This is a genomic window from Prosthecobacter sp., assembly GCF_044378005.1.
GTDB lineage: Bacteria > Verrucomicrobiota > Verrucomicrobiia > Verrucomicrobiales > Verrucomicrobiaceae > Prosthecobacter.
Genome location: NZ_JBILYB010000017.1, coordinates 1 through 26,446, shown reverse-complemented (window position 1 = coordinate 26,446; position 26,446 = coordinate 1). Strand labels below are relative to the sequence as shown.

Annotated in this window: 15 protein-coding genes; all 15 read left to right on the top strand. The window is 61.6% G+C overall.

The annotated features are described in order from the left end of the window. Positions 1–63 precede the first annotated feature (63 nt). The 15 genes from AC6FTP_RS05765 (at position 64) to AC6FTP_RS05695 (ending at position 26,242) form a co-directional block, all read left to right on the top strand. A complete protein-coding gene (locus AC6FTP_RS05765; RefSeq protein ID WP_497205950.1) occupies positions 64–2,178 on the top strand; it encodes an alpha/beta hydrolase family protein in 2,115 nt (704 codons plus the stop codon). A 133-nt stretch (positions 2,179–2,311) separates the two neighbouring features. Then, positions 2,312–3,178: a hypothetical protein gene (locus AC6FTP_RS05760; RefSeq protein ID WP_497205949.1), complete on the top strand. Its 867-nt coding sequence runs from the start codon at positions 2,312–2,314 to the stop codon at positions 3,176–3,178. Between the two features lie 17 nt (positions 3,179–3,195). Further along, positions 3,196–5,622, top strand: a complete 2,427-nt coding sequence (locus AC6FTP_RS05755) for a DUF4838 domain-containing protein (protein ID WP_497205948.1) — start codon at positions 3,196–3,198, stop codon at positions 5,620–5,622. A gap of 48 nt (positions 5,623–5,670) precedes the next feature. Then, the gene (locus AC6FTP_RS05750) at positions 5,671–8,013 is read left to right on the top strand and encodes a DUF4838 domain-containing protein (RefSeq protein ID WP_497205947.1); all 2,343 of its coding nucleotides are present in this window, start codon (positions 5,671–5,673) and stop codon (positions 8,011–8,013) included. A gap of 53 nt (positions 8,014–8,066) precedes the next feature. Further along, positions 8,067–9,167 (top strand): formylglycine-generating enzyme family protein, encoded by a 1,101-nt coding sequence (locus AC6FTP_RS05745; RefSeq protein ID WP_497205946.1) that lies wholly within the window; start codon positions 8,067–8,069, stop codon positions 9,165–9,167. 16 nt (positions 9,168–9,183) lie between these two features. After that, positions 9,184–10,434 (top strand): sialidase family protein, encoded by a 1,251-nt coding sequence (locus AC6FTP_RS05740; RefSeq protein ID WP_395725029.1) that lies wholly within the window; start codon positions 9,184–9,186, stop codon positions 10,432–10,434. Positions 10,435–10,482: 48 nt separating this feature from the next. Next, entirely contained in the window at positions 10,483–11,820 is a 1,338-nt protein-coding gene (locus tag AC6FTP_RS05735) for a neutral/alkaline non-lysosomal ceramidase N-terminal domain-containing protein (protein WP_497205945.1), read from the top strand. Between the two features lie 24 nt (positions 11,821–11,844). Next, on the top strand, positions 11,845–15,096 hold the full coding sequence (locus tag AC6FTP_RS05730; RefSeq protein ID WP_497205944.1) for a LamG domain-containing protein: 3,252 nt from the start codon (positions 11,845–11,847) through the stop codon (positions 15,094–15,096). A 13-nt stretch (positions 15,097–15,109) separates the two neighbouring features. After that, positions 15,110–16,687, top strand: coding sequence for a LamG-like jellyroll fold domain-containing protein (locus AC6FTP_RS05725; protein ID WP_395723715.1), 1,578 nt, complete (start codon positions 15,110–15,112; stop codon positions 16,685–16,687). Positions 16,688–16,711: 24 nt separating this feature from the next. After that, the gene (locus tag AC6FTP_RS05720) at positions 16,712–19,093 is read left to right on the top strand and encodes a DUF4838 domain-containing protein (RefSeq protein WP_497205943.1); all 2,382 of its coding nucleotides are present in this window, start codon (positions 16,712–16,714) and stop codon (positions 19,091–19,093) included. A gap of 130 nt (positions 19,094–19,223) precedes the next feature. Continuing rightward, on the top strand, positions 19,224–20,192 hold the full coding sequence (locus tag AC6FTP_RS05715; protein WP_497205942.1) for a DUF6807 domain-containing protein: 969 nt from the start codon (positions 19,224–19,226) through the stop codon (positions 20,190–20,192). 126 nt (positions 20,193–20,318) lie between these two features. Beyond that, positions 20,319–22,949 carry an FAD-dependent oxidoreductase gene (locus AC6FTP_RS05710; protein ID WP_497205941.1) on the top strand — a complete coding sequence of 877 codons (2,631 nt, stop codon included), beginning with the start codon at positions 20,319–20,321 and terminating at the stop codon, positions 22,947–22,949. Between the two features lie 289 nt (positions 22,950–23,238). Continuing rightward, positions 23,239–25,146, top strand: a complete 1,908-nt coding sequence (locus AC6FTP_RS05705) for a hypothetical protein (RefSeq protein ID WP_497205940.1) — start codon at positions 23,239–23,241, stop codon at positions 25,144–25,146. Then, positions 25,143–25,601: an FAD-dependent oxidoreductase gene (locus tag AC6FTP_RS05700; RefSeq protein WP_497205939.1), complete on the top strand. Its 459-nt coding sequence runs from the start codon at positions 25,143–25,145 to the stop codon at positions 25,599–25,601. Before AC6FTP_RS05705 ends, AC6FTP_RS05700 begins: the two co-directional genes overlap by 4 nt. A gap of 356 nt (positions 25,602–25,957) precedes the next feature. Beyond that, positions 25,958–26,242 carry a hypothetical protein gene (locus AC6FTP_RS05695; protein WP_497205938.1) on the top strand — a complete coding sequence of 95 codons (285 nt, stop codon included), beginning with the start codon at positions 25,958–25,960 and terminating at the stop codon, positions 26,240–26,242. The last annotated feature ends 204 nt before the right edge of the window (positions 26,243–26,446 follow it).

Sequence of the window (26,446 nt, the reverse complement as noted above, 5' to 3'; positions counted from 1 at the left end):
CGGACGATTTGACCACACTTGATAAGCTGCTGAATCAACACCCCTGAAAAGAGAGCCAACTGTATGAAACACCGCCTCACCCTCACAGCATTGCTACTCACACCGCTCTTAGCACTCCACGCTGCCGACACCTTCCTCATGAATCGACGGCTACCCCTCCTGTGCTCACTGTTGCTCCCGCTCTCGCTGCTAGGTCAGGCCGCGGCGGACTTGACGGTGCTGCCAGCATTGGTGGACGGCGTCGCGCCGACCGCGCTGCTGGAGGCGCAGTTGAAGAAACTCGCCTTTGCCGCGCTGGACCGCCGCGATGCAGCCTACGCGCAGATCAAAACGCCCGCCGATGTCGCAGCGTGGCAGCAGCGGCAGCGGACCAGCTTCCTCGCGGCACTGGGTGGGCTGCCGCAGCGCACGCCCTTGAAGGCACGTGTGACGGGCCAGCGCGACTGCGGAGCGTATCGGATGGAGAAGATCCTGTTTGAAAGCCAGCCGGGGTTCATCGTTTCCGGCTTGCTTTATCTTCCGCCAGGGGCCGGGCCGCATCCTGCGGTGCTCATGCCCTGCGGGCACACAGATATTGCAAAGGCGGGTGACGTGTATCAGAAGGCTTCCATCAGCCTCGTGCACGCGGGTCTCGCGGTCTTCTGCTTCGATCCCATCGGCCAGGGGGAAAGGCGGCACTATCGGCAGCCGGACGGCACGCCGGAGTTCAGCAGTCCCACCAGCGAACATCAACTGATGAGCATCGCCGGTACTCCGGTGGGCCTCAGTCTGGCGCGGGCGATGATTTGGGATGGCATCAGAGCGCTTGATTACCTCCAGAGCCGGCAGGACATCCGGGGCGACCGCCTGGGCTGCACCGGCGTCTCAGGTGGCGGGACGATGACCAGCTACTTGATGGCACTGGATGAACGCATCGTCGCCGCTGCGCCCGCTTGCTATCTCACCGGTTTCCGGCGGCTGCTCGAAACCATCGGTCCGCAGGACTTCGAGCAAAATCATTTCGGTCAGATTACCGCCGGTCTGGACCAGTCCGATTACGTCCTCATGAGCGCGCCTCGGCCGGTGCTCATCATGGCGGCGACAAAGGATTTTTTCGACATCCAGGGCGCGTGGAATGTCTTCCGCGAGGGCAAGCGCGTTTATGGGCGGCTCGGGTTCCCGGAGCGCGTCGAGCTGGTTGAGGCTGACACCAAGCACGACCTCGCCATCGAGATGCGCGAGGCCTCCGCGCGATGGTTCCGCCGCTGGCTCGCGGGCCGCGATGATGCGTGGAAAGAACCTGCGTTCGAGATTTTGCCCGCGAGCGAAATCCTCTGCACGCCGGAAGGCGACGTGCTGCGCCAGCCCGGAGCGCGTTCCTTTTTCGATCTGATCGCGGCGGTGTCCGCGCCGCTCACGGCGGAACGCCAGCGCTTTTGGCAGTCCAGTCCGCGACCCGCCGCCCTCGCCAAGGTTCGCGAACTCGCCGGGATTCGTCCGCTCGCGGAACTGCCGCCTTTCACCGCGACCGCCGGAGACACGCTCCAGCGCGGACCGGTGCGCATCGAGAAACTGAGCCTGCGCAATGCCGAAGGGACCGTGCTGCCCGCGCTCCTGTTTCGTCCGGACGGCGCCAGCACCGGCCTCAGGCTCTACCTGCACGAAGACGGCAAACAGGCGGAATCCGCACCGGGTGGCGCTCTCGAAGCCCTGGCCCGCGCGGGTGAAACCGTGCTGGCCGTGGATCTGCGCGGCCTGGGCGAAATGCAGCGGGGCAAACGGGCGTCCGGCTTCGGAGCGCTCCAGGAGCCGAACTGGAAGTCCGCCACGCTCGCTTATTTGCTCGGCCAATCCCTGGTCGGCATGAGGACCGAGGACATCCTCGCCTGCGCTCGATTCGCTTCAGAGAAGTGGAACGAAGGCCGGCCCGTTCACCTCACCGGCCTCGGTGAATGCGGCATCCCCGTGCTTCACACCGTCGCGTTGGAGCCGCAACTTTTCGTCAGCACGCGTCTCGAGCGCACCCTGCGCAGCTGGACCGATGTCAGCTCCACGCCGCGCACGCGGAACCAGCAGGTCAACACCGTCCACGGCGCGTTGCGCTTCTACGATCTGCCGGATTTGGTGGCCACGTTGCCCTCTGATAAACTGGTGCTGCACGACCCCGTGGATGCGGCTGGCCAGGTGCAAAGCAAATGACCAACAAGCCACCCACTCAATCAATCAATCAGACCGGGCGTATCTCAACGAATACGAAGGTAGCGCCGGACTGCCTGCTTACCCAATCACTGCCTGCCAAGACTCCATCATTCCATCGCCACTCTCGAGACCCATGATTCGACCTATCCTTTTCCTCATCACCATCATCGCGCTGCCCGCATGGGCTGAGCCCCACTTCATCGCCGAGCGGCAGGAGGGGCTCAAACTGGTGCAAAGCGGAAAGCACGCTGAGGCGGCGGCTTTCTTCGTCAAGCTGGCGGACACCGCTGCCAAGCCGGAGCAGAAGGCCGATGCGCTGTCGCACGCGGCCCTGGCCACCGCTCGCAACAAACAGCTCGAAGCGGCGCTGCTGCTGGCAGACAAGATTCCACTCAAACCGGACGCCGACTTTACGAAAGCGCAGATTTACCTGGAGACGCGGAAATGGGCCGAACTGCTCACGGCGGCTGAGAGGCTCGATGCGGACTCGTGGCCGGACGCTCTGATTTATCCCACGCTGATGGCCCGCGCTCGCGCCCACTCCGTCCTCGGAGAGTTGGCGGCGGCTGAGGCGGATGCCCGGGAGGCAATGAAACACACCATCTCTCTGAACAACCAGGCCGCCGCCTGGCACCAGATTGCCCAAAACGCGCAACGCTCCGGGAAAGACCAGGCCAAGGCGCTTGAGGCCTACGCTGAGATGATCCGCTTGCAGCCCAGTGGCGGCTCACTCCAGCGGGCGCTGAGCGAACGCGCCCGGCTGCTTTCCTCACTCGGTAAACACGATGCGGCCCTGGCGGCCCTCGCCGAGCTGGACAAAAACACTCGCAACGATCCGCATTGGATCTGCACGGCTCTGATGGGCTACGGCGACGTTTATCGCGACATGGGAGACAAGGCCAGGGCGCGTCAAAGTTTCGAACAGGCCGCGAAAGTGCCCGGCGCTCCCGCCGTCCTGCTCGATGAAGTGAAGAAGAAGCTGGCCGAATTGAAGCCATAAAAACCAGTTCCAGAAACATGAAACTCTTCCTGCTATTCATCTTCACCACAGCTGCCCTTTCCGCAGCCGATGTCCCGCTCGTCGTCGAGGGAAAACCCGTCTCCGAGATCGTCCTGGCGCAGGACGCCACGCCCAGCGTGCGCACCGCTGCTCGCGAGTTGCAGCGCCACCTGAGGGCGATGTCCGGGGCGGAGTTGCCCATCGTCCAGGCCGCCTCGCCAGGCGTGAAAAACCAAGTCTATCTCGGCGAGAGTGATGCCACGCGGAAGCTGGGATTTTCACTCGAAGGACTGAAGCGCGACGGCTTCAAAATCGTGGCTGCGGAGAATTATGTCATCGTGGCCGGGCCGCAGTTTTACCACTTCGCCAAGTCCTTCTCGCTCTTCCGGGACGTGTCCCGGAATGAGTGGCAGAAGAAATGGGAGGAGCTGACTGGCCACAAGTGGCGCTTTCCTCCCATGACGGATTATCGCGACTTCAGCGAGGAGTTTGGTTTTCACACGGGCGATGGCACCGGCACACTCTACGGAACCTATGCGCTGCTCGAGCAGTTGGGCATGCGGTGGTATGCGCCGATACCGGAACTGGGCCTCGTCATTCCAGAGTCCAAAAATCTTGCGGTTAAAGTTCAGGACATCAAAGAAGAGCCCGAGTTCGCGGTGCGCCTGTTTGCCGATTGCCGGGTCGGGTGGTCCATTCCGGATGAGTTCTTGTGGTATAAGGCCATGGGCATCGGCGCCGATCGCTTTGTTCCGCTCTATCACAGCGTGAGCGGTCCCATCGAGATCGCGCCCGAGCAACAGCCGCAGGAGTATTACGGCCGGGTGGGCGGCAAGGTCGATTACAAGACTCCGCGCTTCAGCAGCGAGCGCCTGCGTGCCGACACGGCCGCGTATCTCGAGGCGGTGGACAAACACTTTCCCGGCATCGGCTACATCGGCATCGGGCAGCCGGATGGCTGGGGTTTGCTCGATAGCGACGATGTCGCCGCAGGTTGGGACAAGTTCAAGGAACGCGGGCAATCCGGACGCTACAGTGACTATGCCTGGGACTTCAATATGGATGTCCGCGGTCGCCTGATGAAAAAGTTTCCGGACAAGAAGTTCACCGTCTTTGCCTACGGCATCACCAGCAGGATCCCCTCGCACCTGAAAAAAGTGCCGGACAATGTCGTGATCGGGTTCACCCAGGAGAACTCCGGCTGGACTCTGCCTGAGCGGGGATACGAACTGGCCAATCGCAAAGAATGGATCGCCGCCATGAACAGCCCGGAGCAGCTCATCATCTGGGAATACTACCTGCAGCATGCCCCGAACTACAACTTCCCGCCGGTGCCGATCATTTTTCCATCGCACATGAAACAGAGTTTCGACGGGCTGTATGACCATGCCCTCGGCTTCACGGCGGAAATCGGCTGGAAAGACGGCAACTTCAACGCGAAAGCCGAGAACATGCCGATCATGGCCCGGCCGTGGATCAGCCACCTGATGCTCTATTTGCACAGCAAGCTGTGCTGGAACCGCGACTTGGATATCCAAGCCACCATGGATGAGTATTTCGAACTCTTCTACGGTCCGGCCAAGGCCGAGATGAAGGAGTTTTTCACCTTCGCCGAAAGCGTCTGGATGCGCCCCGATCCGCGCCAGATCACCGCTGCGGGCGGCTTCTTGAAACAGGCCGATGTGGACCGCTTCTTCGACATCCTCGGACGCGCCAAAGCCAAGGCCGGAGAGTCCATCCATGGTCGCCGAATCGCCGGCATCACGGGCGAGATGGAGCCGCTCAAGCTGCTCTTTGAAAAACTCAAGCGCACCGGACCCAACCTCCAGATCAAAACCGCCCAGGAGCCGCCAGTGATCGATGGCAACCTCAACAAGCCATTCTGGCGGGCCGACGATCCCCAGGGCTACGCCTTTCAGCCCCTGCGAGAGATGCTGACCGGCGAACCGCCGCACCATGTGGACACCCAGGTCGCGTTCCGCTGGATCGATGACAACTCCGCCTTGATCGTCGGCATCGAGTGTCGCGAGCCGAAGATGAACCGGCTGGTCGAATCCTGCAAAGAACCTGATTCGATGCGCATTTTTGGCGACGACATGGTCGAAATCCGCCTCGAAACCGCAGGCGGCATCCGCCCCTTCATCGGCATCAACTCCGCGGGAGTGATTTACGACCAATGCGTGACCGAGCGGGTCGAGGACCTGCCCGCCTTCTACCGCGTCGGGCAAGCCGCCGTGAAAAAATACCCCGACCGCTGGACCGTCGAAGTCCGCATCGACGGCAAACCGCTCTCCGGCACCCGCCCCACGACCTTTCTGCCGTGGGGAGTCAACATCTGCCGCCAGCGCAAAGCCGGCAACACCACCGAGCACTACATGCTCTCCCCCAGCGGAACCGACTTTCGGGAACCCACCGTGATGGGCAATATCTTCGTGCGGAAATAGGCCTGCTTCGAGAACGATCCAACAGGGTATGATTTGCGGCCAAACATCATGAAACTCACCCACCTCCTCATTACCACCCTACTGCTCACTCATGCGCTGCACGGTGCCGATATCGCACTGTCCACAGCGGGCAAGACCGAGTTCCGCATCGTCAAGCCGGAGGCGGCTTCGCCAGTGGATGACTACGCGGTGACCAGGCTGTCGGAATACCTCAGGCAGATCACTGGCGCGGAGTTCCCGGTGATGGATGCGGACCAGGCTGCTGGTGACAGTCCTGGTCTTTATGTCGGCATCAGCGCGGCCGTGATCAAAAAGCTGGGCGGTGATCCGCTCGCGGCGTTGCAGGACCAGGAACATGTTTCCCGGAGCAAAGGCGGCGATATTTTTCTCTATGGCAAAGGCGTTCACGGCAACCTTCATGCGGTGATGGAGTTCCTGGAGACCTCCCTGGGCTGGCGCTGGTATTCGGTGTTTGAGAAGCCGGTGATTCCCGCCACACCGACCGTGACGCTGAAGCCGTTCGAGCGGAAGCGCGGGTTCTCGTTCCGCTCGCGCGAGGTGGGATTGATCGGTGAGGCGAACTTCTTTTATCAGAACGGGATCAACATGGGCTCCGAGAGATGGGGGAGCCGCTCGGAGGCCAGCTTTGTGCCTTATCTGCGCAACGACAAGTTCGTGCACAGCTCATTTGCCTACATCCCGCCCACGCCGGACACGGTTTACTCCAAGTCATTTCCGTGGATGGAGCGGATGGATTATTTCGCGACGAATCCCGAATTCTTTAGCATGCACGCCAACGGCAAGCGCACGCCAGGCATGCAATTGTGCTTCAGCAATCTCGCGCTGCGGCAGGAACTGACGCGTAACATCCTCAAGCATCTCGCCATCGCACCCGGAAACGACATCATCACGGTGGACGCCGCCGACAATCCAGACGCCTTCTGCTCCTGCCCGGACTGCAAGGCACTGGAGAAGAAATATCAAAGCCCAGGCGGACCGATCTACGATTACCTCATCGAACTCTGTGGTCTCATGCAAAAGCAGCATCCCGGGAAGTTCGTGAAGACACTGGCCTACCGCCGCAGCCAGACTCAGAAGCCGCCCACGCTGCCCGCTGGAGGCAAACTGCCGGAAAACCTGATCATCTCCTTCGCGCCCATCGAAGACTGCTTTTTCGCCGACTGGAATCATCCAGATGCTGGCGTGCAGGAAACTTATCGTGATCTCCAGGCCTGGGGCCGCATCACCTCACATCTGTGGGCCTGGCTCTATCCGAATCCGTGGGGCAGTGGAGAGGTGCTGCCTGTGGGCAATCTGCGGCGCAACATCAATCAGATGCGCCTCATGCACAAAGCGGGCGTCGAGGGCGTCTTCACCGACCATCGCGGTGCGAATGACCGCTCCGGTCTCAGCGAGTTGCAGAGCTTTCTCATCCTCAAACTCATGCAGGATGTGAACTGCGACACCAGCGCGCTGATTCGCGAGTTCACCGACCACCAATACGGCCCTGCCGCCGAGTTGGCACGCCTTTACCTGGAGGAGCTGGAGCAAGGCCGCGAGGCGATGCGCGAACTGCCACACGGCGTCACTTTCACGCCGGGACCACATTTTGAAGACCACATCTTCCCCTACCTGACCGAGGCGAACATCCATCGCTGGCAGCGCCGTTTCGACGACATGGAGGCCCGATCCGCCACCACACCCGGGGCGCTGGCCAATGTCCGTCTGCTGCGCCGCGAGCTGGATTTCGCGAGCCTATGGAAATGGTTCAAGCTGCGTAAAACGCACCCGGACTATTTCCAAGACGCCACGGTCTTCGCCAGCCGCATCAAGGCCGCCAGCCCGAGACCGTTTGCGCCCGGAGCGCTCGCCGACTTCATGGCCATGATCGAGGGCGGTGGCGTGGAGAAGCCCCTGCCAGCCGAGTTCGATGGCATTGATCGCTCCCGCATCCAGACCTTTGTGCCCACCAACTCAGGCCGACAGAGCGGCCCCCTGACCGTGAAGGATGCCGAAGCCGCCTGGGGCTACGCCACGACCATTCATGTGCCGGATATGCCGTTTCAAGTCGGCTTTTACCAATGGGAATCGCGTCAGCCGTCCAAGGGCAAAGAAGGCGCGCGAATCCGCCTGGAGCAGAAAGACATCACCCCCGGCAAATACCGCCTCTACAAACTGGGTGACATCACCCTGACCCCGGACTCCTGGATTTGGTTCTCGGCCAAAAGCTGGGCCACGAATCAGCAGCTCGGCGAGCGCCTGTATGAGCCTGGTGCCTCGAATCAATGGGAAGCCTGGGTGTCCCTGAAGTTCGACGGCCCCACCTACGGCGGCACGGCGAAGGAAGATCTGGTGCTCTGTGATCGAATCATCGTCGTGAAGAAGCTGTGAAGAACACCTCCCGCATCCCTGCTTTCCAGGACAAAATAATTGAAGACAACACCATGAAGACCCACAGCCCATTTTTTTGCCGGCTCATCCTCACCGCCCTCCTCCTCGCGCCCCTAACAGGCCTCCACGCCGCCGAACCGAAGACGGGCGACTCCAAGCGGCTCGACCTCGGAGACGGCGTCACGCTGGAGGCCCTCTACCTGCCGCCGGGCGAGTTCATGATGGGCAGCACGCCGGAGGAGAAGCAGTGGGCCACGGGTATCGAAGGGGGCGCTCAACCGGGGACGAATCGTGAGTCGTTCGAGGGCGAACAGCCGCGATTGACGCGCGAGAAGCACGGCTTCTGGATGGGCCGCACGGAGGTCAGCGTCGGTCAGTTCCGGCGTTTCGCCATGGAGAGCAAGTATGTCACCGATGCCGAGAGGCCCGATGGCAAGACGCAGGTTTTCGATCTCGAATGGGACGGCTATCGCCGGGCAGGAGGGAAGGTGATTCAACCGTGGAAGCCGATGCCGGGCAAGAGCTGGCGCGATCCGAACTGGGGTTTCCCAAACCGGGACGACTTTCCCGTGGTGTGCGTGAGCTACAACGACATGAACGCCTTCTGCCAATGGCTGACCGAGCGGGAACGCAAAGCCGGCCGCTTGCCGGAGGGGCTGGAGTATCGGCTGCCCACGGAAGCGGAGTGGGAGTATGGATGCCGCGGCGGCAGCAAGGAGAGCCATTATTTCTGGTGGGGCAACGATCTCGAAGCAGGCGAAGGCCGCCTGAACATTTCCGCGATTGATTTCCTGCCGGGCCGCACGAAGACCTGGCCGCTGGGGAAGGCGCCCTGGAGCGATGGTTTTCCCTTCGTCTCGCCCGTGGACCACTACGGTGAAAAGGGCCGCAACGGTTTCGGCCTGGCCGACATGTGCGGCGGCGTGTGGGAGTTCGTCATCGATCACTTCGATCCGAAAGGCGGACACGAAGAGATCCACTATGAGAACGCCGAAAAGCGCACCGTCTCCCGCCCCGTCTGCCGGGGTGGAAACTACTTCGATGTGCCCGGCAACGCCCGCTGTGCGGTGCGGCTGGGAATCAGCAGCGTGACCTATTCCGACTCACGCGATGGCTTTCGCATCTGCCTGGGCCCGGCTGTGCCGAGGCAGTAGGAAATGAATGCCAAACATGAAATACAGCATCACCGTTGCCTGCGTCATTTTGAAATCAGTCTGGCAGGCTGTTTGCCGATCCTTTTCGGATTCGTTTCGTCGGCTATCTCCGCTGCGCTCCGGTTCCCTCCGGTCGGCTCTCACCGCCCTCCTTCTGCCTTTCGCCGCCACGGCACAGACTCCTCCCGCCAAAGCGCCGACCGAAGGCAAGAAATCCATCGTCACCGTCAGCGCGAGCACCCCGAAACTGCCTCGCAAGAGCGAGGGGGATGTAATCGAACTGAAGGATGGGAGGCTGCTGCTGATCTCGATGGAGTTTGGCGGCGATGGCAACGACTTCGCCATCACGCGGCTCGTGGCGCATGAGTCGGCCGATGGCGGGCGCACCTGGGCCGGGCATCGCTTGATCACCGACACCGCTCCGGGCGATGTGAATGTCTATTCGCCGAATCTCATCCGCGCGCAGGATGGAGGCATTCTTCTTCTTTTCATGCGACAACATCGACCCGGCTCGCTGACCAACCATGTGTGGAAGTCGACCGACGAGGGGCAGACCTTTTCGCCACTGGCGGAGTTCGTCCCGAAGCGGGCCTTTTCGTTGTGCAATGCCACGGTGAAGCGACTGGCTTCGGGACGCCTGCTTCTGCCTGCCAGTCCGCCCGCTCCCGGGAAACCGGCCGAAACCGGGCCGTATGAGGCAACCATTCTCTTCAGCGACGACGACGGCCGCACCTGGAGCGAGGCCGCGAACTGGCTCACGCTGCCGAAGCGCGGCGCGATGGAGCCGCACGTCGAACAGACGGGCGATGGCCGCGTTCTGATGGTGATGCGCAATCAACTCGGCACGCTCCACTTTTCCGAGTCCACCGACGACGGGCTGCATTGGTCCGCGCCGAAGAGCACCGGTCTCACCTCGCCGGAGTCCTGTCCGGAGCTGACCCGTATCCCCTCGACGGGGGATTTGCTGATGATCTGGAACAACACCTTCGATCCCAAGTTCCGCTCGCACTATGGCAAGCGCAGCCCGCTCACCGCCGCCGTGTCGAAGGACCACGGGCGCACTTGGCAGCACGTGCGCGACATCGAGACCGACCCGAAACGCGCCTTCTCCAATCCCGGCTGCCGCTTCACCCGCGATGGACGCGCCATCCTCAACTACTGGACCTGCGAGTATCTGCCCAATTGGAGCATCCAGGACATCATCGACCTCCGCGTGGCTGTGATCGACTCGGCGTGGTTCTACGAGTCATCAACCAAACCGCCTTGAGCCTATCCAAGCAGCACCGAACCAAAAGCCCCACCCATCCACCACACCATGAAATACCTTCTTCTCCTTCTTCTCACGACCAGCGTCCACGCCGGATGGCACGCAGGTGCCGCAAAGGCAGACATCTCGCCGACGGAATCCGTGCCGCTCGCGGGCTACAACGGGACGCGGATGTCGCAGCAGGTGGAGCATCCGATTTGGCTGAAGGCGCTGGCGCTCAATGATGATGCGGGCGCCACCTCCGTGCTGGTGACGACGGACTTGGTGGGGCTGAGCGACAAGATGATCGCGGTGATCGCGAAGAACGCGGCGGAGAAACATGGCGTGTCGAGGGAGCGGCTCATTTTGAATACCTCGCACAATCACTCCTGCCCGGTGACGGAGGATGTGCTGTGGCTCTATTACGAGTTCACCCCGGCGGAGACGGCGGTGAAAGACCGCTACACGGCGATGGTGTATGCGAAGTATGATGAAGTCATCGGTGCGGCCATCGCCGCGCTTGCTCCCGCAGAACTGGCCTTTGAGCAGGGTCTGGCCGGTGTGGCGGTGAATCGACGTCGTTCACGCGGGCCGGAGAGTCGCGCGCTCGGTGGGCAGGTGGACCAAGACGTGCCCGTGATCACGGTGAAGACGGGAAATGACCTCAAGGCCATCGTCTTCGGCTATTCGTGCCACACGACGGCGCTCAGCGGTTTGAGCATCAATGGCGACTACGCGGGCTATGCGCAGCTCGCCTTGGAGAAGAGCTTTCCGGGCTCGGTCGCCCTGTTTGTGCAAAACTGCGGCGGCGATGCCAACCCTCTGCCGCGCATCACCGGTGGGAAGGATGGGGCGACTGCGCTCGCCGCAAAATACGGCGAGATCCTCGCCGAGGCGGTGCGTCAGGTTATCGCAGACACGATGAAACCGCTCAGCGGCCCGCTCCGTGTGGCGATGGGCGAGACGGAACTGATGCTGCAACCCGGCATCCCGCTCGATGAATTGAAACAGCGCGTCCCCAATCTCAAAGGCATGCCGAAGCGCGAGTTCGAGCATTTCATCCGCCAATACGAGACGCTCGGTGATTTGCCCGACCGGGTGAAGTATCCCATCCAGGCATGGAGTTTCGGCCCGGAGCTGACCTTCATCGCCCTTACCGGTGAGACAGTGGTGGATTACTCACTCAAGTTCAAAGCCGCCTATGGCTGGAACACCACCTGGGTCTGCGGCTACAACAACGATCTGCTCAGCTATGTGCCATCATCGCGCGTCTTGAGGGAAGGCGGCTATGAAGGCGTCACTGGCATGTTAGAATACGGCCACCGCGCACCTTATACCGAGACCGTCGAGGAGCGGATCACGACGAAGGTCGAGGAACTCGTCACCCGCGTGCGCCAGACGCCTTGAATCATCCGTTTCCTTTTATTTTTCATGAAAAACACATCACCCTCGCTCCAGATCACCTGCCTCGCGCTGGTCTCCGCTCTCACCATGAAGGCCGCCGACGTGGCCGTCCGTGAGCCGTGGACAGCTGCATACACTGGCAAACACTCCACCGGCAGTCATGTGCTCGGTCACTGGAACTTCGATGGCACGGACGCAGCGGCCGAGGCGGGACCGCGGAAGCTGCCCGGCAAACTCGACGGCGCCCTGGTGACGAAGGCGGGCCGGTTCGGTAGTGCCATCGAGTCCTTTCCCGGCTGGCCCGCGAACGATAAGCGTCACGCGCTGGTCGTCGCGTCCCATCCCTCGCTTTCACCGCTGGCTGCGTTTTCCGGCGAGATGTGGGTGCAGGCCAAGCCGGATCTCGCCGGCTCGAGCACGGCCTACCTGCTCGACAAGAAGTATGCGTCGCACACCGATTACCAGTGGCTCCTGCAGGCACCGGAGATGTCCGGCGCGCGGCGGATGGTGCTGAACCTGGGTTTTGGCCAGGACTCCGAGTCTTTCGCGACCGAGCCGATGGCTTTCGCTCCCGGCGAGTGGCATCACATCGCGTTCACCTACGACGGCGCGGGCACGGTGAAGTTTTACCGCGATGGCTCGGTGGCCGGCGTCATCATGCGGCCCGGCCGCCGGGGAATCGCGGCGGGCTCGAACCCCCTGAGCATCGGCGATCGTGTGAGCAGCAACTACGGCGGATTCTCGGGCCTGATCGACGAGGTGCGGCTGTGCACCGGGGTGCTGGAGTTTGGCGGAGCGACGATTCGCCTCGAGTCCGAGCGGAGCGTGTTCGTGCGCGGAGAAAAGTCGCCGCGCATCCAGATCGTCATCGCCAACCTCCAACCGGAGCCCCTGCGCGGCTCGACATTGAGACTCCTCGGACTGGGAGGCGGCGGCGAGGCGATCGCAGTTCCGGAAATCCCGTCCGGCAAGACGCACGCGCTGGTGCATGAGTTCGATACCCGGCTGCGGCCCGATGATTACCCGGGCCGCGCGGTGCTTTCGCTGCCCGGTTCTCCTCCGACTGAGGTGTCGGCCAACTTCCCGTTGAAACTCGTGCCGCGTCCGCTTCCGCACCGGATGCCGGTGGTCATGTGGGGCATTGGTGGGCCGTCCTTCACGAGCGAACTGCCGAGGCTCAAGGAACTCGGCTTCAATTCCTGCTTCGGGATCGATGGAGATACCGCGTCCGTTTGGGCGGCCAAACAACCCGTCCTCCCCGGTGCTACGGCCATGGCATCGACCCGGCGCATCCTCGACACGGCACTGGCAAACGACTTTGGCATCGCGGCCCAATTGCAGCCGGGGCATTTTCTGAAGGGTCAGCCCGGTCTCGCCCGGGTCGATCGCAACGGCAAACCCTATCCACGGCACGACTGTAACGCCTCGCTGCCGGGACTGGCGGAGTTTTCCGAAAACGTCGGCAAGAGCGTTGGGCAGGCATACGGGCAACACCCGGCGTTCGTCGCAGCGCTGATCAACAGCGAGGTGCGGGATGATTCGGAGATCAGCTTTTCGAAGCCGGATCGTGACGCCTACCGGGCATTCGCCGGCGTGGACATTCCGGAAGAGGTCGTCACCAAGACAGGCTTGTTTTGGAAGGATATCAAAGACTTCCCGGCTGATCGAGTGGTCCCCGACGACCATCCTGTCCTGAAGTTCTACCGGTGGTTCTGGACGGTGGGGGACGGCTGGAACGGCCTCCACACCGCCCTGCATCGCGGCTTGAAATCCACGGCCCGCGAGGACATCTGGACTTGGTATGACCCCGCCATACGCGTGCCGAGCATTGGCGGCAGCGGGGGAGAGGTGGACGTGCTCTCGCAGTGGACCTACACCGAGCCGAGCCCGCAGCGGGTCGGCTACTTTTGCGACGAGGTCTTCGCGATGGCCGCCGCCTCATCACAAAAGCCGCAGGTCATGAAGATGACGCAGCTCTTTTGGTATCGCTCATCGAGCGCCCCGACCACGAAGGGGCCGGACCAGATCCGCTCGCCCTTCGACGACCACGATCCCGCCGCCGCCTACATCTCCATCTCGCCGATGCATTTGCGCGGTGCGTTCTGGGCGATGGTGTCGCGACCCGTGGCTGGAATCATGTATCACGGCTGGTCATCGCTCGTGCCGACGGACGGGACCCATGCATACAAATACACTCAGCCCGACCTCCAAACCGAGTTCCGCCGACTGCACCACGATCTCCTGCCGCGACTCGGCCCGACGCTCCTCCAAGTCGCCGACCGTCCCACCGACGTCGCCTACCTCGACAGCTTCACTTCCCAGATGTTCGCGCGGCGGGGCAGTTACGGATACGGCAAGGACGAGTCCTATCTGGCACTCCTGCATGCCCAACTCCAGCCGCGGGTGATCTTCGAGGAAACGTTGCTCGCGGAAGGGCTCGATGCCTATAAGGCGCTCGTCCTCGCCGACTGCGATGTTCTCCCGGCGTCGGTCGTCGAGCGCATCCACGCCTTCCAGAAACGCGGCGGCATCGTCATCGGTGACCCGAACCTCACGCCCGCCATCAAGCCGGACGTGGTCATTCCCCGCTACGACCGCACGAAAAAGACGGCCGAGGACCAGGCCGCGATTCTGGCCAACGCCGCACGGCTTCTCGAGCAACTCGATGGTCGCTACTCCCGCTTCGCGATTTGCGACAAGCCCGAGATCCTCACCCGCGTCCGGAAGGCCGGCGACTCCGACTACCTTTTCGTGATGAACGACCGGAGGACATTCGGCTCCTATGTCGGCCAGCATGGCCTTGTGATGGAAAACGGGCTGCCGAGCGAAGGGGTGATCCGCCTCGCTCGCACCGGCCTGCACGTCTATGACCTCGTCTCCGAGCGGAAAGTCAAAACCACCGAGCGCGATGGCGGGACTTGGGTGCCGGTGGAACTGGGGCCCTGCGACGGTGGCCTGTTCCTAGCGACACCCGGCCCCATTGAGCAGATCAAGATCGAGGCCCCCGCCAAGACCGCGCCCGGCCAAAGCATCGAGGTGACGGTGACCATCACCGATGGATCTGAAAGAGCCGTCCCCGCTGTGATCCCCCTCACCGTGGAGATCACCGACCCCGCCGGCCGCGAGGCCGAGTTCAGCGGCGACTACGCCACCGAGATGGGCAGGCTCGTGATCAAACCCGAGTTCGCCCGCAACGACACCCCCGGCCTCTGGCGGATCCGGGTGCGAGAAGGAGCAACCGGCCTCTCATCGTCCCGCTTCGTCGAAGTTCATCCATAAACTCCATCACTCCATGAAACATCCAACGATCACGGTCGCCATTGGCGGTCTTCTCCTCTTCGCTTTAGGCGCTCACGCCGCGGAACCTGCCGCGCAGACCTGGATACAGGTCGATCAACCGCTCGTTATCCCGGCGGATCAGGCACCGAAACTCGGCACCGGCGACTTTTCCATCTCCGTGTGGGCCAAAGCCGATGCCACGGATCGCGTCACCGGTGATCTGGTGAGCCAATACGATCTGAAGAAGCGGCGCGGTTTTCATCTCACGCTCAAGAGCACTCCCGGCGTAACATCGAACGTGGCGAACTGGCGGCATTTGCAGTTCGGCATCGACGATGACAAACCGGGCGCATGGCGTGACTGCGGACGGCCCGGGAAGGCGTTGTTTGCCTTTGCCATGGCGACTCACGAAGGCGCTCTCTTTGCAGGCACTTGCGAACCGGATGCGGGGGCGATGGGCCGGGTCTATCGCTACGAGGGCGGGGAGAAATGGAGCGATTGCGGCAGCCTTGATGGCAGCAATTCCGTCACCGCGCTCGCCGCTTTTGAAGGCGCGTTGTATGCCGGCACGGGCAAGTATCGCGTGGCGGGCTCGAGTTTGCAGGAGTCTCCCAACACCACGCTCGGTGGCCGCGTCTTTCGTCACGAAGGCGGCACGAAGTGGGTGGACTGCGGCCAGTTGCCGGACACGGAAGCCGTAGGCGGGCTGGTCGTGTTTCAGGGACGGCTGTATGCCTCATCGCTCTACAAACCGGCGGGCTTCTTCCGCTACGAGGGCGGCACCAAATGGACGCGGTTGCCCGATGCCATCGGACCCGATCTCAAAACGGGCGAGCTGGGGCCGAAGCGCGTCGTCTCGCTCACGGTGTATGACGGTTTTCTCTACGCCACGAGCTATGATGGCGGCCGGGTGTATCGCTTCGATGGCAAAGCGTGGACGGACTGCGGCCAGATCGGGGATGACACGCAGACCTACGCCTTCACCCGCTACGAAGGCCGCCTGCATGTCGCCATGTGGCCGAGCGGACGCGTGTATCGCTTTGAAGACGTGAACCGTTGGACCGACATCGGCCGCCTCGGCACGGAGAAGGAAGTCATGGGCATGATGGTGCATAACGGGTGCTTCATCGGCGGCACCCTGCCGCTCGCCGAAGTCCATGCCTACGATGGCGATGGCAAATGGTCGCTCTGGCAGCGTCTCGATCACACACCCGACGTGAAATACCGCCGCGCCTGGACTATGGCGGAGCACGCTGGCGAGGTTTTTTGCAGCACGCTGCCCTCCGGCAAAGTGTGGGCCGCACGGCATGGCCGTCAGGTCTCGTGGGATCACTCCCTGCCCTCTGGCTGGCATCACATCGCCGCCGTGAAATCGACAAATCGCCTCACCTTGCATGTCGATGGCAAGCAAGTCGCCGAGAGCACCGGCTTCGATGCCTCCGCATGGAATTACGACACCGACGCCCCGCTGCGCCTCGGCACTGGCATGAACGGGCCCTTCAACGGCCAGCTCCGTGATTTGCAGATCCATCGCCGCACACTCACCGCTGGGGAAATCGAGGCGATGTTGGCGAAGAGGCCGGCAAAATGAAGCTGCGCACCAATCCATCACTCCATGCACCTCCGACTCACACTCCTCACCGCCCTGCTGCTGACACCGCTGGACCCGCTGTCTGCCGCAGAGCCGTCGATACGTTTGGCGGAGAACGGCACCGCCCGTCACGCCATCGTCATTGACGCGGCGGGGACGGCGACCGAAGCCGAGCGTTTCGCGGCGGAGGAACTCGCAGTCTCTCTCCAGAAGATCACCGGCGCGGCATTCCCAATCGTGAAGGAGGGAGAGAATACCGGGCCGGGCATTTATGTCGGGCATACGCGCCGAGCGGCCAAGGCCGGGGTCGATCTTGCGGCGCTGGGCGAGGAGGACTGGGTGCTGCTCACGGCGGGCGAGGACCTCATCCTGACCGGCGGGCGTCCGCGCGGCACGCTATACGCCGTGTATGAGTTTCTCGATACCCACGCGGGTTGCCGGTGGATCGCGCCGGACATCGAGATCATTCCCGCCAACCGAGACTTTGCCGTTCCGCCGCTGAAGACGCGCGGACGGCCCGGGTTCTCCTGGCGCGAGACCACGCTTTATCCGCGACACGACGACCCGAAACGCATCTCGAAGGAGGATTACGCCCGCTTTCTCGTGCGCAACCGCTACAACGGCGGTCACTTCAACGGCGGCAGCTTTTGGCTTTACGAGCCGCGTTTCGGTTTTTCCGAGCGATTCGGTCGTCCCGGGTCGAGCCACACCTTTTCCATCTACCAGTCGAAATGGCAGGACGTGAAACCCGAGTTCTTCGCGCTGACCGAGGATGGAAAACGAGCGCCCCGACCCGATGGTCCCCTGGGTCACGATTTCTGCCTGACCAACGCCGAACTCAAGGAACGCGTCGCCCAACAACTGCAACAATACATCGAGGAAGACCGCGCCGAAGCCGCGCAAAAAGGCACGCCGCCGCCCCGGATGTATGCGTTCTCCCAAAACGACACGAGTTCCAAATACTGCCGCTGCCCGGAGTGCTCCGCCATCGCCCAACGCGAGGGTTCCTACGCCGGAACGACGCTCGCCTTCGTCAACGACATCGCGGCTCGCATCGCGGAAAAATACCCGGACGTGCGGCTGCTGACCGAGGCCTATCAGTTCACCAAGCGAGCACCCAAGACGATTCGTCCCCGGGAAAACGTGGTCGTCCGGCTGGCGCTGCTGGATCTGGAATACCGCGCCGACGAAATCGCCGACGTGTTGCGGCCTCTGAGTGCGCCGACAAATCGCACCGCGCGGGAAGTCACCGAAGGCTGGGCGAAGGCGATTCAAGACGGGCAGCTCTTTGCCTGGGATTACGCGCAGCTTCGCACTCCCTTCCGCTATCCCTACGACGGCACGACCAAGATCCTGAAGAATCTCGAGCATTGGCACCGGCTCGGCATCGACCGGGTGTTCATCGAGCAGGCGGGCATCGACTTGTCGTTCCGCCCCATGCGCGACTGGCTGTTCTTTCGGAAATCCGTGCATCCGGAGCTGGAGGACAGGGTGCTCATCGACGAGTATCTCCGTGGCTACTTCGGTCCCGCTGCGGGTCCCATGCGGAAGTATTACGACCGGCTCGCCGCATTGACCGAATCCGGTGACCAGCCGTATTTCGAAACGCCCGCCCCGGTGATTCCCTGGCTGAACGCCGAGTTCTACACCCGGGTCAACGCCTGGCTTGACGAAGCCGAAGCGCTATGTGCGGGCGAGGCGAACGCGAAACATCTCCGCCATGTGCAACTGGAGCGCGTGCCGGTCGATTCCGGGATCCTGCACCTGTGGCACCGTTGCGCGGAGAGCCCCGAATGGAAGGGCCGCAAGGAAGAGGTGCTGCGCCGCTACGAGAAGAACAAACGTATGCTGATCCAAACCTGGGCCACCCACGTGCACGTCTGGGTCAACAACGGAGGCCCCGCCTTCGATGGCGAACTCGCCGCCCTGCGCCTGGAGCCGCCCGCCCGGTTCGTGGGCCGCAACGCGAACCTGCGGCTGGTGGGCATGGGTGCGCCCGCTGCCAACCTCGTGAAAGACCCCGGTGCCGCAGGCGGACAGGCCCGCAGCTTCGGCAGCGGCAAACCGGGCGAGCACAAGGTGCCTTTCCAAATGAAGATCCACGACGACGTGGCCCCGCGCGACTGGGGTTCCATGACATTGGACAAGGACAGGATTCCGCAGGACGAAGCCTGGCATTGGCACCATGTCGCCACGGCACCTCTCACCGGCCATTGCGGTCTCTGGTCGAACGTTTACCTCTGGCTTCCCATCGGCTGGGGCGCCGTCCCGCCGCCGAATAACGAGATGGAAGTCTGGGTCTCCCTGAAGTTCACCGGCCCGACCTATGTGAAGGACTCAAGATCGCCCGATCAGGTCCTCATCGACCAAGTGATCGCCGTGCCGCCTCAATCGGTCCAAAAGTGAACCATTCACCACTCCATCAGCCATGAACCACATCGAATTGTTTCATTGCAGGGACATTTTGGGAGCTTCCAAAGGATTGAAGGAGCCGCCATGCCCGCACACTGATTCACGAACCACGCATCCCAATCCCATGAAACACACCTTTATCGCACTGCTTACTCTGCCGTTGATCGCCCACGCACAAACAGTCACGCTGAAACCCAGCGATACCGGGATGCGCGTCGAGATCGATGGGCAAGTCTTCACGGAATACATCACCAAGGAAGTGGCGCGGCCTTACATGTATCCGCTCATCGGTGCAGCAGGTGTGAATGTGTCGCGGGAGTTTCCGATGAAAAAGGATGTTCCAGGCGAGGCGATGTTTGTGGATCATCCGCATCATCGCTCGCTGTGGTTTGGGCATTCGAGGATCAATGAAATCAACTTCTGGGCTGAGTATCAGGTCTTCGGCAAGCAAGCTCACTCCGGCTTCACGAACGTGCAGGCCACCGGCAACCAAGGACGCTTCACCGCCTCGACGCAATGGATTGGACCGGACAACAAAGCCGTGATGACTGACGAGCGCCGTATCACCATCACCGCGCTGCCAGAGGGCGAGAAGACACTCGACTTCGATATCACGCTGAAGGCCACTGAAGGCGATGTCTTGATCGGTGACACCAAAGAAGGCACCATGGCCCTGCGTCTCTGCCCATCGCTCAGCTTGAACAGCAGCAAGAGCGGCGTGAAAACGGGTCCCTCAACCGGGCACGCATTCAACAGCAATGGCATCCGCGATCTCGATATCTGGGGCAAGCACGCGAACTGGGTCTGCTACTACGGCCCCGACCCGAAAGGCAATGCCGTCGGCGTCGTCATCTTCAGCCATCCCAGCAATTTCCGCTCGCCGACCACCTGGCACGCTCGTGATTACGGACTCTTCGCCGTGAATCCCTTTGGCCTTCACGACTTCGAACCCGACAAGCCCGCAGGCGCCGGTAACTACACCATCAAGAAAGGCGACAGCCTCACCCTGCGCTACCGTTTCTACTTCGCCAAAGGCCAGCCAAAGCCCGAGGTCCTGGAGGCGAGATTCCAAGGCTATGCCAAAGAGAAGTGACCCATTTTCTGCTCTTCGGCTTTTTGCGATAAGCAGAAATGGTATCTCGACTGCTCCCGGTTCATCAATGAGCCTGAAACTGGGATGCGCCAAGTGAAGTGCCAACAACGATCACCCGATACACACATGAAGAATACACTCACACTTCTCATCACGCTGCTGCTCGCACCCCTGGCCGCGCTGCATGCCGCAGACGAAACGGGCGCACGGAGACCCACGCTGCCGGATTTTTCGCCGAAGGCGGAGTATGCGGATGATCGGCGCATGCATCAGGGCATCCCTAGCATCGAGCGGGCGCAAAATGGCCGACTGTGGGCGGCGTGGTATGGCGGGGGCCTTGGGGAGGATCAGCACAACTTTGTCATGCTCGCCACGAGTGGTGATGACGGGCGCTCGTGGTCGCCTTTGAAGCTGGTCATTGATCCCGATGGCAGCGGGCCGGTGCGGGCCTTTGATCCTTGCCTGTGGCACGATCCGCAGGGGCGTTTGTGGTTGTTTTGGTCGCAAAAAGATCCGAGTTCCATGCACAACTTCGCCATCATGACGGAGGACGCCTCGGTTGAGGACCCAACGTGGTCGGAGCCTCGCTACATCAGCCTTGGCGTGATGCTGAACAAGCCCACCGTGCTCACCTCCGGCGAGTGGCTGATGCCCACCTGCATCTGGCGTGATCAACACAGCTCGCGCATCCTGCGCTCCACGGATCATGGCGCGACATTTGAGGAGTTCGGCAGGGCAACGATCCCGAAGTATGAAGACCGCAACGGCGACGAAAACATGATCGTCGAGCGAAAGGACGGCTCGCTCTGGATGCTCGTGCGCACGGGCTACGGCCTCGGCGAATCGTTTTCCAAAGATCGCGGCAGGACGTGGACGGATGTCGCACCGTCAGGCATCCAGCATGCAGAGTCGCGTTTTTTCATCCGCAGGCTCGTCAGCGGGCGTCTGCTCATGGTGCGTCATGCGGGCACGGTGCGATCTCACCTCACGGCGTATCTCTCGGAGGATGATGGGCGCACTTGGGGCAAAGGATTGCTCATGGATGAACGCGGTGGCGTCTCCTATCCCGATGCCATCGAGGGACCACCAGGCGAGATCCGCCTCATCTATGATTACAATCGCAAGACCATCGAGAAGCAGGTTCTCATGACTGTTTTTCACGAGGACGATGTTCTGCGCGGCAGCTTCAGCGAAAAGGCAAGGCAGCGTGTCATCGTCAATCAAGCCACCGGGCGAAATCCCATCACACAGCCGTATGACGTGGCCGTCTTCGGCGCCACGCCGAGTGGTATCGCAGCGGCCATCGCCGCTAAACGCGCCGGTGTCGCGCACGTCACGCTGGTGGACCCTTCCGCGCATGTCGGCGGCCGTTTTGCTGAGACCATCGGCTTCGGCGAGATCGATCGCATGAAGCCGGAGTCCGTCGGCGGCCTCTGGACCGAGCTGCGGGCGAAAGTGGATGCGCATTATGGCAAACCGACCCCCACACCGGAGCCGCATGTCATGGAGCAGATTCTCAGTGATTGGCTCAAGGCCGAGGGCGTTGTGTTTGCGGATCGTTTTCAGCCCGTGCGTGCCGACAAAAAGGACGCGCATCTCGTTCGCGTCTATTCCGACTACCGTGGCCGCGTCGAAGCCTCCGTCTTCATCGACGCCACTTACTACGGCGATCTTTTGCCCATTGCTGGCGTGAGTTTCACCATCGGTCGCGAATCCCGGGCGCAGTATGGCGAGTCGCTTGCTGGCGTGTTGTTGAAACTCGAGAATCCTCCCGGCCCCATCGATCTTCCCATCATGAGCAGCCCCATCAGCGGCCTTGCTGCCGATGGCAAAACGCTGCTGCCGCATGTGCAGGGCCTCACCACCGACGTGCGTGATGGAGATGGCGACACGCATCTGCAATGCGCCAATCTTTACGCCTGCCTTACCAAAGACCCAGCCAAACGCGTGGAGCTCACCGTGCCGCCCAACTACGATCCTGCCGAGTTTGAGTTGCTGCGGCGCGAGATCGCCCGCCTCGGCAAAGACGCCAAGTTTGGCTTCGGCGGCGGCGTCCCCGGTGACAAGACCAAGATGAACGACGGTGTGAACTACCTGCTCCACTGGGGCCTTGCTGGTGGTGCGGACGCTTACCCCGCCGCCACGGCAAAAGAGCGCAGGCAGATCTGGGAAACGCATCGTGCCTACACGCATCGCATGCTGTGGTTCCTCCGCAACGATCCCTCCGTGCCCGAGTCCATCCGGCAAAATCTCCAGCAGTGGGGCCTGCCGAAAGATGAGTTCACCGACAACGGCCACTGGCCCTACGACCTCTATGCCCGAGAAGGCCGCCGCATGATCGGCGACTTCGTCATGACTCAGCGCGATCTCTTTGACGACCTCACCAAGCCCGACTCCATCGCGCTCGGCTGCTTCCCGGTGGACTCGCACGTCGTGCGCCGCCTCGCTTCGCCGGATGGCAAAGAAGTCATCAATGAAGGCGGCTATCTCGTCATCCCGCCCATCTACGAGATCCCCTATCGCGCCCTCACGCCGAAGGCCGCCGAGTGCGACAATCTCCTCGTCACCTGCGCCCTCAGTAGCTCCCGCGTCGCCTTCAACTCCCTCCGCGTCGAGCCCACCTGGATGATGCTCGGCCAGGCCGCCGGCACCGCCGCCGCGATGACGCAGAAAGACAAGACGACCGTGCAGCGCGTGAATGCAGTTGAACTTCAAAGGCGTTTGAAACAAGCCTCCGTGCCGTTTCGGAAACCGTGACACTCCACCACTCCACCACTCCATGATGTCTCAGACTCACACTCCTTCTCGCCCTGCTCGCCACGGTGCTACACCCCCGTCAATCCCAACCGGTCCGACGGCTCAAACAAAAAGGCGTGAAAAAGAAATTTCCTATCAGTTCAGTAAGCCGACCATGAGGCCCCTCCGCCCGTTCCAACCGCCCGCCATCGGCATGCTCTGGGCCCTGGGGTTGCTGCTCGTGTCCGGGATCACACAACGTGTCGAAGGCCAACAGAGTAGATCCGACTTGGAGAATAGGACCCGTGGCATGACCGGCACATTCGGCGGAAATCAATTCCTTTTCGATGCGGACATCACCACGGTGGCGGACATGGACAAGGTTTGCGGCGTCGCGGAGCCCTACCCGACCAGAAACTACCATGCATTTCCGTCGCTGATCCGGGTGGAAGATCAGCTCATCGGGTCATGGATGACGGCCACAAGTGTTCCGGGCGGGCATGGAGGGCACCTTTCCAAAAGAGGCGACATGGTGATTGCGAAGTCCGACTTGACGGGCCGGAACTGGACGGAAATTTACAGGTTCCGGTGTTCAAAACCAAATCACGCCGACGCGTTGGCCATAGGGGATCGCTCGTATTACTACGGCGGTCTTGTGCATTTAGGCGGTCAGGTCTTGGGGATCGCGCTGGACACCTACACGATGGTAGACACCGGGAACATCCACGACATCACCGGATACAGGGGAAGGTGGGCAATCTCTCACGATCTTGGAAAAACCTGGAGCGAGCCTGCCCCCTTCCCATTCCACGCGGGAGGAACACATCACAGCGTAGCCGCTGGCGAACCGGTTGTGTGGCAGGGACAGTGTTGGGTTACCTTCTACGGAAACGCCGGTGTGACTGTCGCCCGCGCTGCAGTGGGGGACCTGGTTGCTGGAAACACTCCATGGATCACAGGAATCATCACAACATCAGGTGGAACCGAAGCGTGCTTTCTTGGTCCTGTGAAATCGGATGATGAAACGTTGCGTGTCGTTATCCGCCACAACGAAGCGGTGGGGATGAAAGTGTTCAAGATTGCCGCCGCTCAAGCTGCATCGCCGCCCAGCGAGTGGACATGGGAAATCGCCTCCTGGTTGCCTCCCAAGTGGTCGCAAACCCAGCCACAAGTCTGGCGCACGGAAAGCGGAAGATACTTGCATGTCGGGCGGGGTAACGCAGACGGCGACACCTCCGGGGCCATCGATCTCGTCATGAGAGTGTGCTATGCGGAGTCTCTTGGCGGCCCCTGGCAACGTGTCAATGGCGCGGATGACTCCCCGATCATCGGAGTGCGCCGTGCGGATTATCCTGCCGCCGACGATTTGGAAAAGCACATGTATAATGGCTTTGTTCCTATCGGTGGCGATTTATTCGGGATTCTGATCTCCACAGACGCGGCAGAGCACGGGACATCGAATAACAAGAACCCCAAATACCCCATGCCGACTCGAGCGGGCGTTGGCACCCGCAGTTCGGTCTGGTTCACGCACATCGGCGCTGGTGTCGGGAAAACCACTCGTGGCGATTTCAAGGGCAGTCGTGCGGTTCCTCCGGCGGTTCCAAAGGACCTGGGGGACATGACAGGCTTGAAACTCATGCTTCTCGCGTCCAATGCGGAAAGTGACGGATCAAACGGACTGAATTTGAAATGTCCTATTTCGGGTTTGCGTTGGATTACGCCGCCCGGTCAGTCGCTCGCGTTGTTGCCTACGGGCAGCAGCACCGGCAAACCAGCGCTCGAAAACACGGGAGGCTCCGGCAAGCGCCTGGTTTTCGACGGTGCGGAGGCCACGTTGCAAACGCTGAACACGGCGGCGATCTACATCGCCTGCTCCCACGCCACAGGGTCTGGCGCCGGACAGGCCGTGGTGGTCAATACCCTTCAGATTGACGATACGAACCACTGGAGGCGCATCCACCCGCTATCCCATAACCATTCGTGGAAGGGCCTTTTGCCTGGAGCGGAGACGGACAGCATCACCGCGGGCTGGCAGGTTTATGCGCTACGCGTGAAAAGTGGCGCGACAGATGCTGCAGGCAGGCTTTTCAATCTGATGAACCAATCCGGCAGGAATTGCGGTTGGAATGGCAGGCTTGCGGCGGTCTTGGTGTTTGATCGCGATCTCAGCCAACGGGAGCACAAAGAGTTGGTGGAGAGGTTGTCTGCGCTATGATCGAACCCCAACCGACCCACGAAGGCCGCCGCATGATCAGCGACTTTGTCATGACCCAGCGCGATCTCTTCGACGAGCTCGCCAAGCCCGACGCCATCGCCCTCGGCTGTTTCCCGGTGGACTCACACGTCGTCCGCCGCCTCGCCACGCCTGATGGCAAAGAAGTCATCAATGAAGGCGGTTATCTCGTCATCCCGCCCATTTACGAGATCCCCTATCGCGCCCTCGTGCCAAAGGCCGCCGAGTGCGACAATCTTCTCGTCACCTGCGCCCTCAGCAGTTCCCGCGTGGCCTTCAACTCCCTCCGCGTCGAGCCCACCTGGATGATGCTCGGCCCAGCCGCCGGCACCGCCGCCGCGCTGGCGCAGAAAGAGAAATCAACCGTTCAGCGCGTGAAGGTGGCGGAGTTGCAACGGCGTTTAAAAGAGAGTGGGGTGCCTTTGAAGAAACCTTGATTCATCAAGAATCGCCTCACTCTCTTGCCTGATCAACGAAGATCACCAAGCATTCACCCATGCCTTCTCCCCTTCCCGTTCCGGTCCAATCGAAGCACTGTAAATGAAATCCCCCTCTCCATGCCATCGGTGCCTTCTAATACCGATAATCTTCTCTGTCATCAGCACGATTCTGCTCTCTGCCAACGCCTTCGCCTGGGGGCCGCATAGCGAGATCGCGCAGGCGGCGCTCGACGCGATGGGCGCAAATGATCCGCTGGTGCAGCGGCTCGGTCCCGATGCGAAACGACTCGCTCAATATGTATGGATGGCCGATCTCCGGCAGTCGTTGCTCGTGCGCTCGGACGCGGTGTTCTATGCCGACGACTACCTGCTCTTTCCCGCTGCCGGATGGCACGACCTTTATCATCAACAATCCAGGGGATGGGAAAGAAGGCTACCGACCCCGCCCGCACCTCACCATCGCCCTGAGCCGCGATGGCATCGCCTTTGACCGCGCCTGGATGATCCACGGCGAGCCGACCGCGATGCGATTCAAGGGCAAAGACAAAGCCAATGGCTGGCAGTATCCCAACGCCCGTGTCTGGAACGATGCCCTTTACGTCGTCTATTCCGTCAACAAAGAGGACATCATGCTGTAAGCGTCACCGTAACGCCCATAGGAACGCGGTTGGAACGGAATCTCAAACCGCTTCGCGACGGAGCGCAGCGGTTCACCTGTTGCCTCATAATGGCCACGGATGGTTGACCAGTCTGGTTTCATCCTCTGTAAGCGTCACCGTAACGCCCATAGGAACGCGGTTGGAACGGGGCGCGTGGGGAGTCAGGGATGTCCCACGTTATGG

What these genes read in the sequence shown, in the direction of transcription:
- AC6FTP_RS05765 (WP_497205950.1), top strand. Translation starts at nt 64, where the DNA reads ATGAAACACCGCCTCACCCTCACAGCATTGCTACTCACACCGCTCTTA.
- AC6FTP_RS05760 (WP_497205949.1), top strand. Translation starts at nt 2,312, where the DNA reads ATGATTCGACCTATCCTTTTCCTCATCACCATCATCGCGCTGCCCGCA.
- AC6FTP_RS05755 (WP_497205948.1), top strand. Translation starts at nt 3,196, where the DNA reads ATGAAACTCTTCCTGCTATTCATCTTCACCACAGCTGCCCTTTCCGCA.
- AC6FTP_RS05750 (WP_497205947.1), top strand. Translation starts at nt 5,671, where the DNA reads ATGAAACTCACCCACCTCCTCATTACCACCCTACTGCTCACTCATGCG.
- AC6FTP_RS05745 (WP_497205946.1), top strand. Translation starts at nt 8,067, where the DNA reads ATGAAGACCCACAGCCCATTTTTTTGCCGGCTCATCCTCACCGCCCTC.
- AC6FTP_RS05740 (WP_395725029.1), top strand. Translation starts at nt 9,184, where the DNA reads ATGAAATACAGCATCACCGTTGCCTGCGTCATTTTGAAATCAGTCTGG.
- AC6FTP_RS05735 (WP_497205945.1), top strand. Translation starts at nt 10,483, where the DNA reads ATGAAATACCTTCTTCTCCTTCTTCTCACGACCAGCGTCCACGCCGGA.
- AC6FTP_RS05730 (WP_497205944.1), top strand. Translation starts at nt 11,845, where the DNA reads ATGAAAAACACATCACCCTCGCTCCAGATCACCTGCCTCGCGCTGGTC.
- AC6FTP_RS05725 (WP_395723715.1), top strand. Translation starts at nt 15,110, where the DNA reads ATGAAACATCCAACGATCACGGTCGCCATTGGCGGTCTTCTCCTCTTC.
- AC6FTP_RS05720 (WP_497205943.1), top strand. Translation starts at nt 16,712, where the DNA reads ATGCACCTCCGACTCACACTCCTCACCGCCCTGCTGCTGACACCGCTG.
- AC6FTP_RS05715 (WP_497205942.1), top strand. Translation starts at nt 19,224, where the DNA reads ATGAAACACACCTTTATCGCACTGCTTACTCTGCCGTTGATCGCCCAC.
- AC6FTP_RS05710 (WP_497205941.1), top strand. Translation starts at nt 20,319, where the DNA reads ATGAAGAATACACTCACACTTCTCATCACGCTGCTGCTCGCACCCCTG.
- AC6FTP_RS05705 (WP_497205940.1), top strand. Translation starts at nt 23,239, where the DNA reads ATGACCGGCACATTCGGCGGAAATCAATTCCTTTTCGATGCGGACATC.
- AC6FTP_RS05700 (WP_497205939.1), top strand. Translation starts at nt 25,143, where the DNA reads ATGATCGAACCCCAACCGACCCACGAAGGCCGCCGCATGATCAGCGAC.
- AC6FTP_RS05695 (WP_497205938.1), top strand. Translation starts at nt 25,958, where the DNA reads ATGCCGACGACTACCTGCTCTTTCCCGCTGCCGGATGGCACGACCTTT.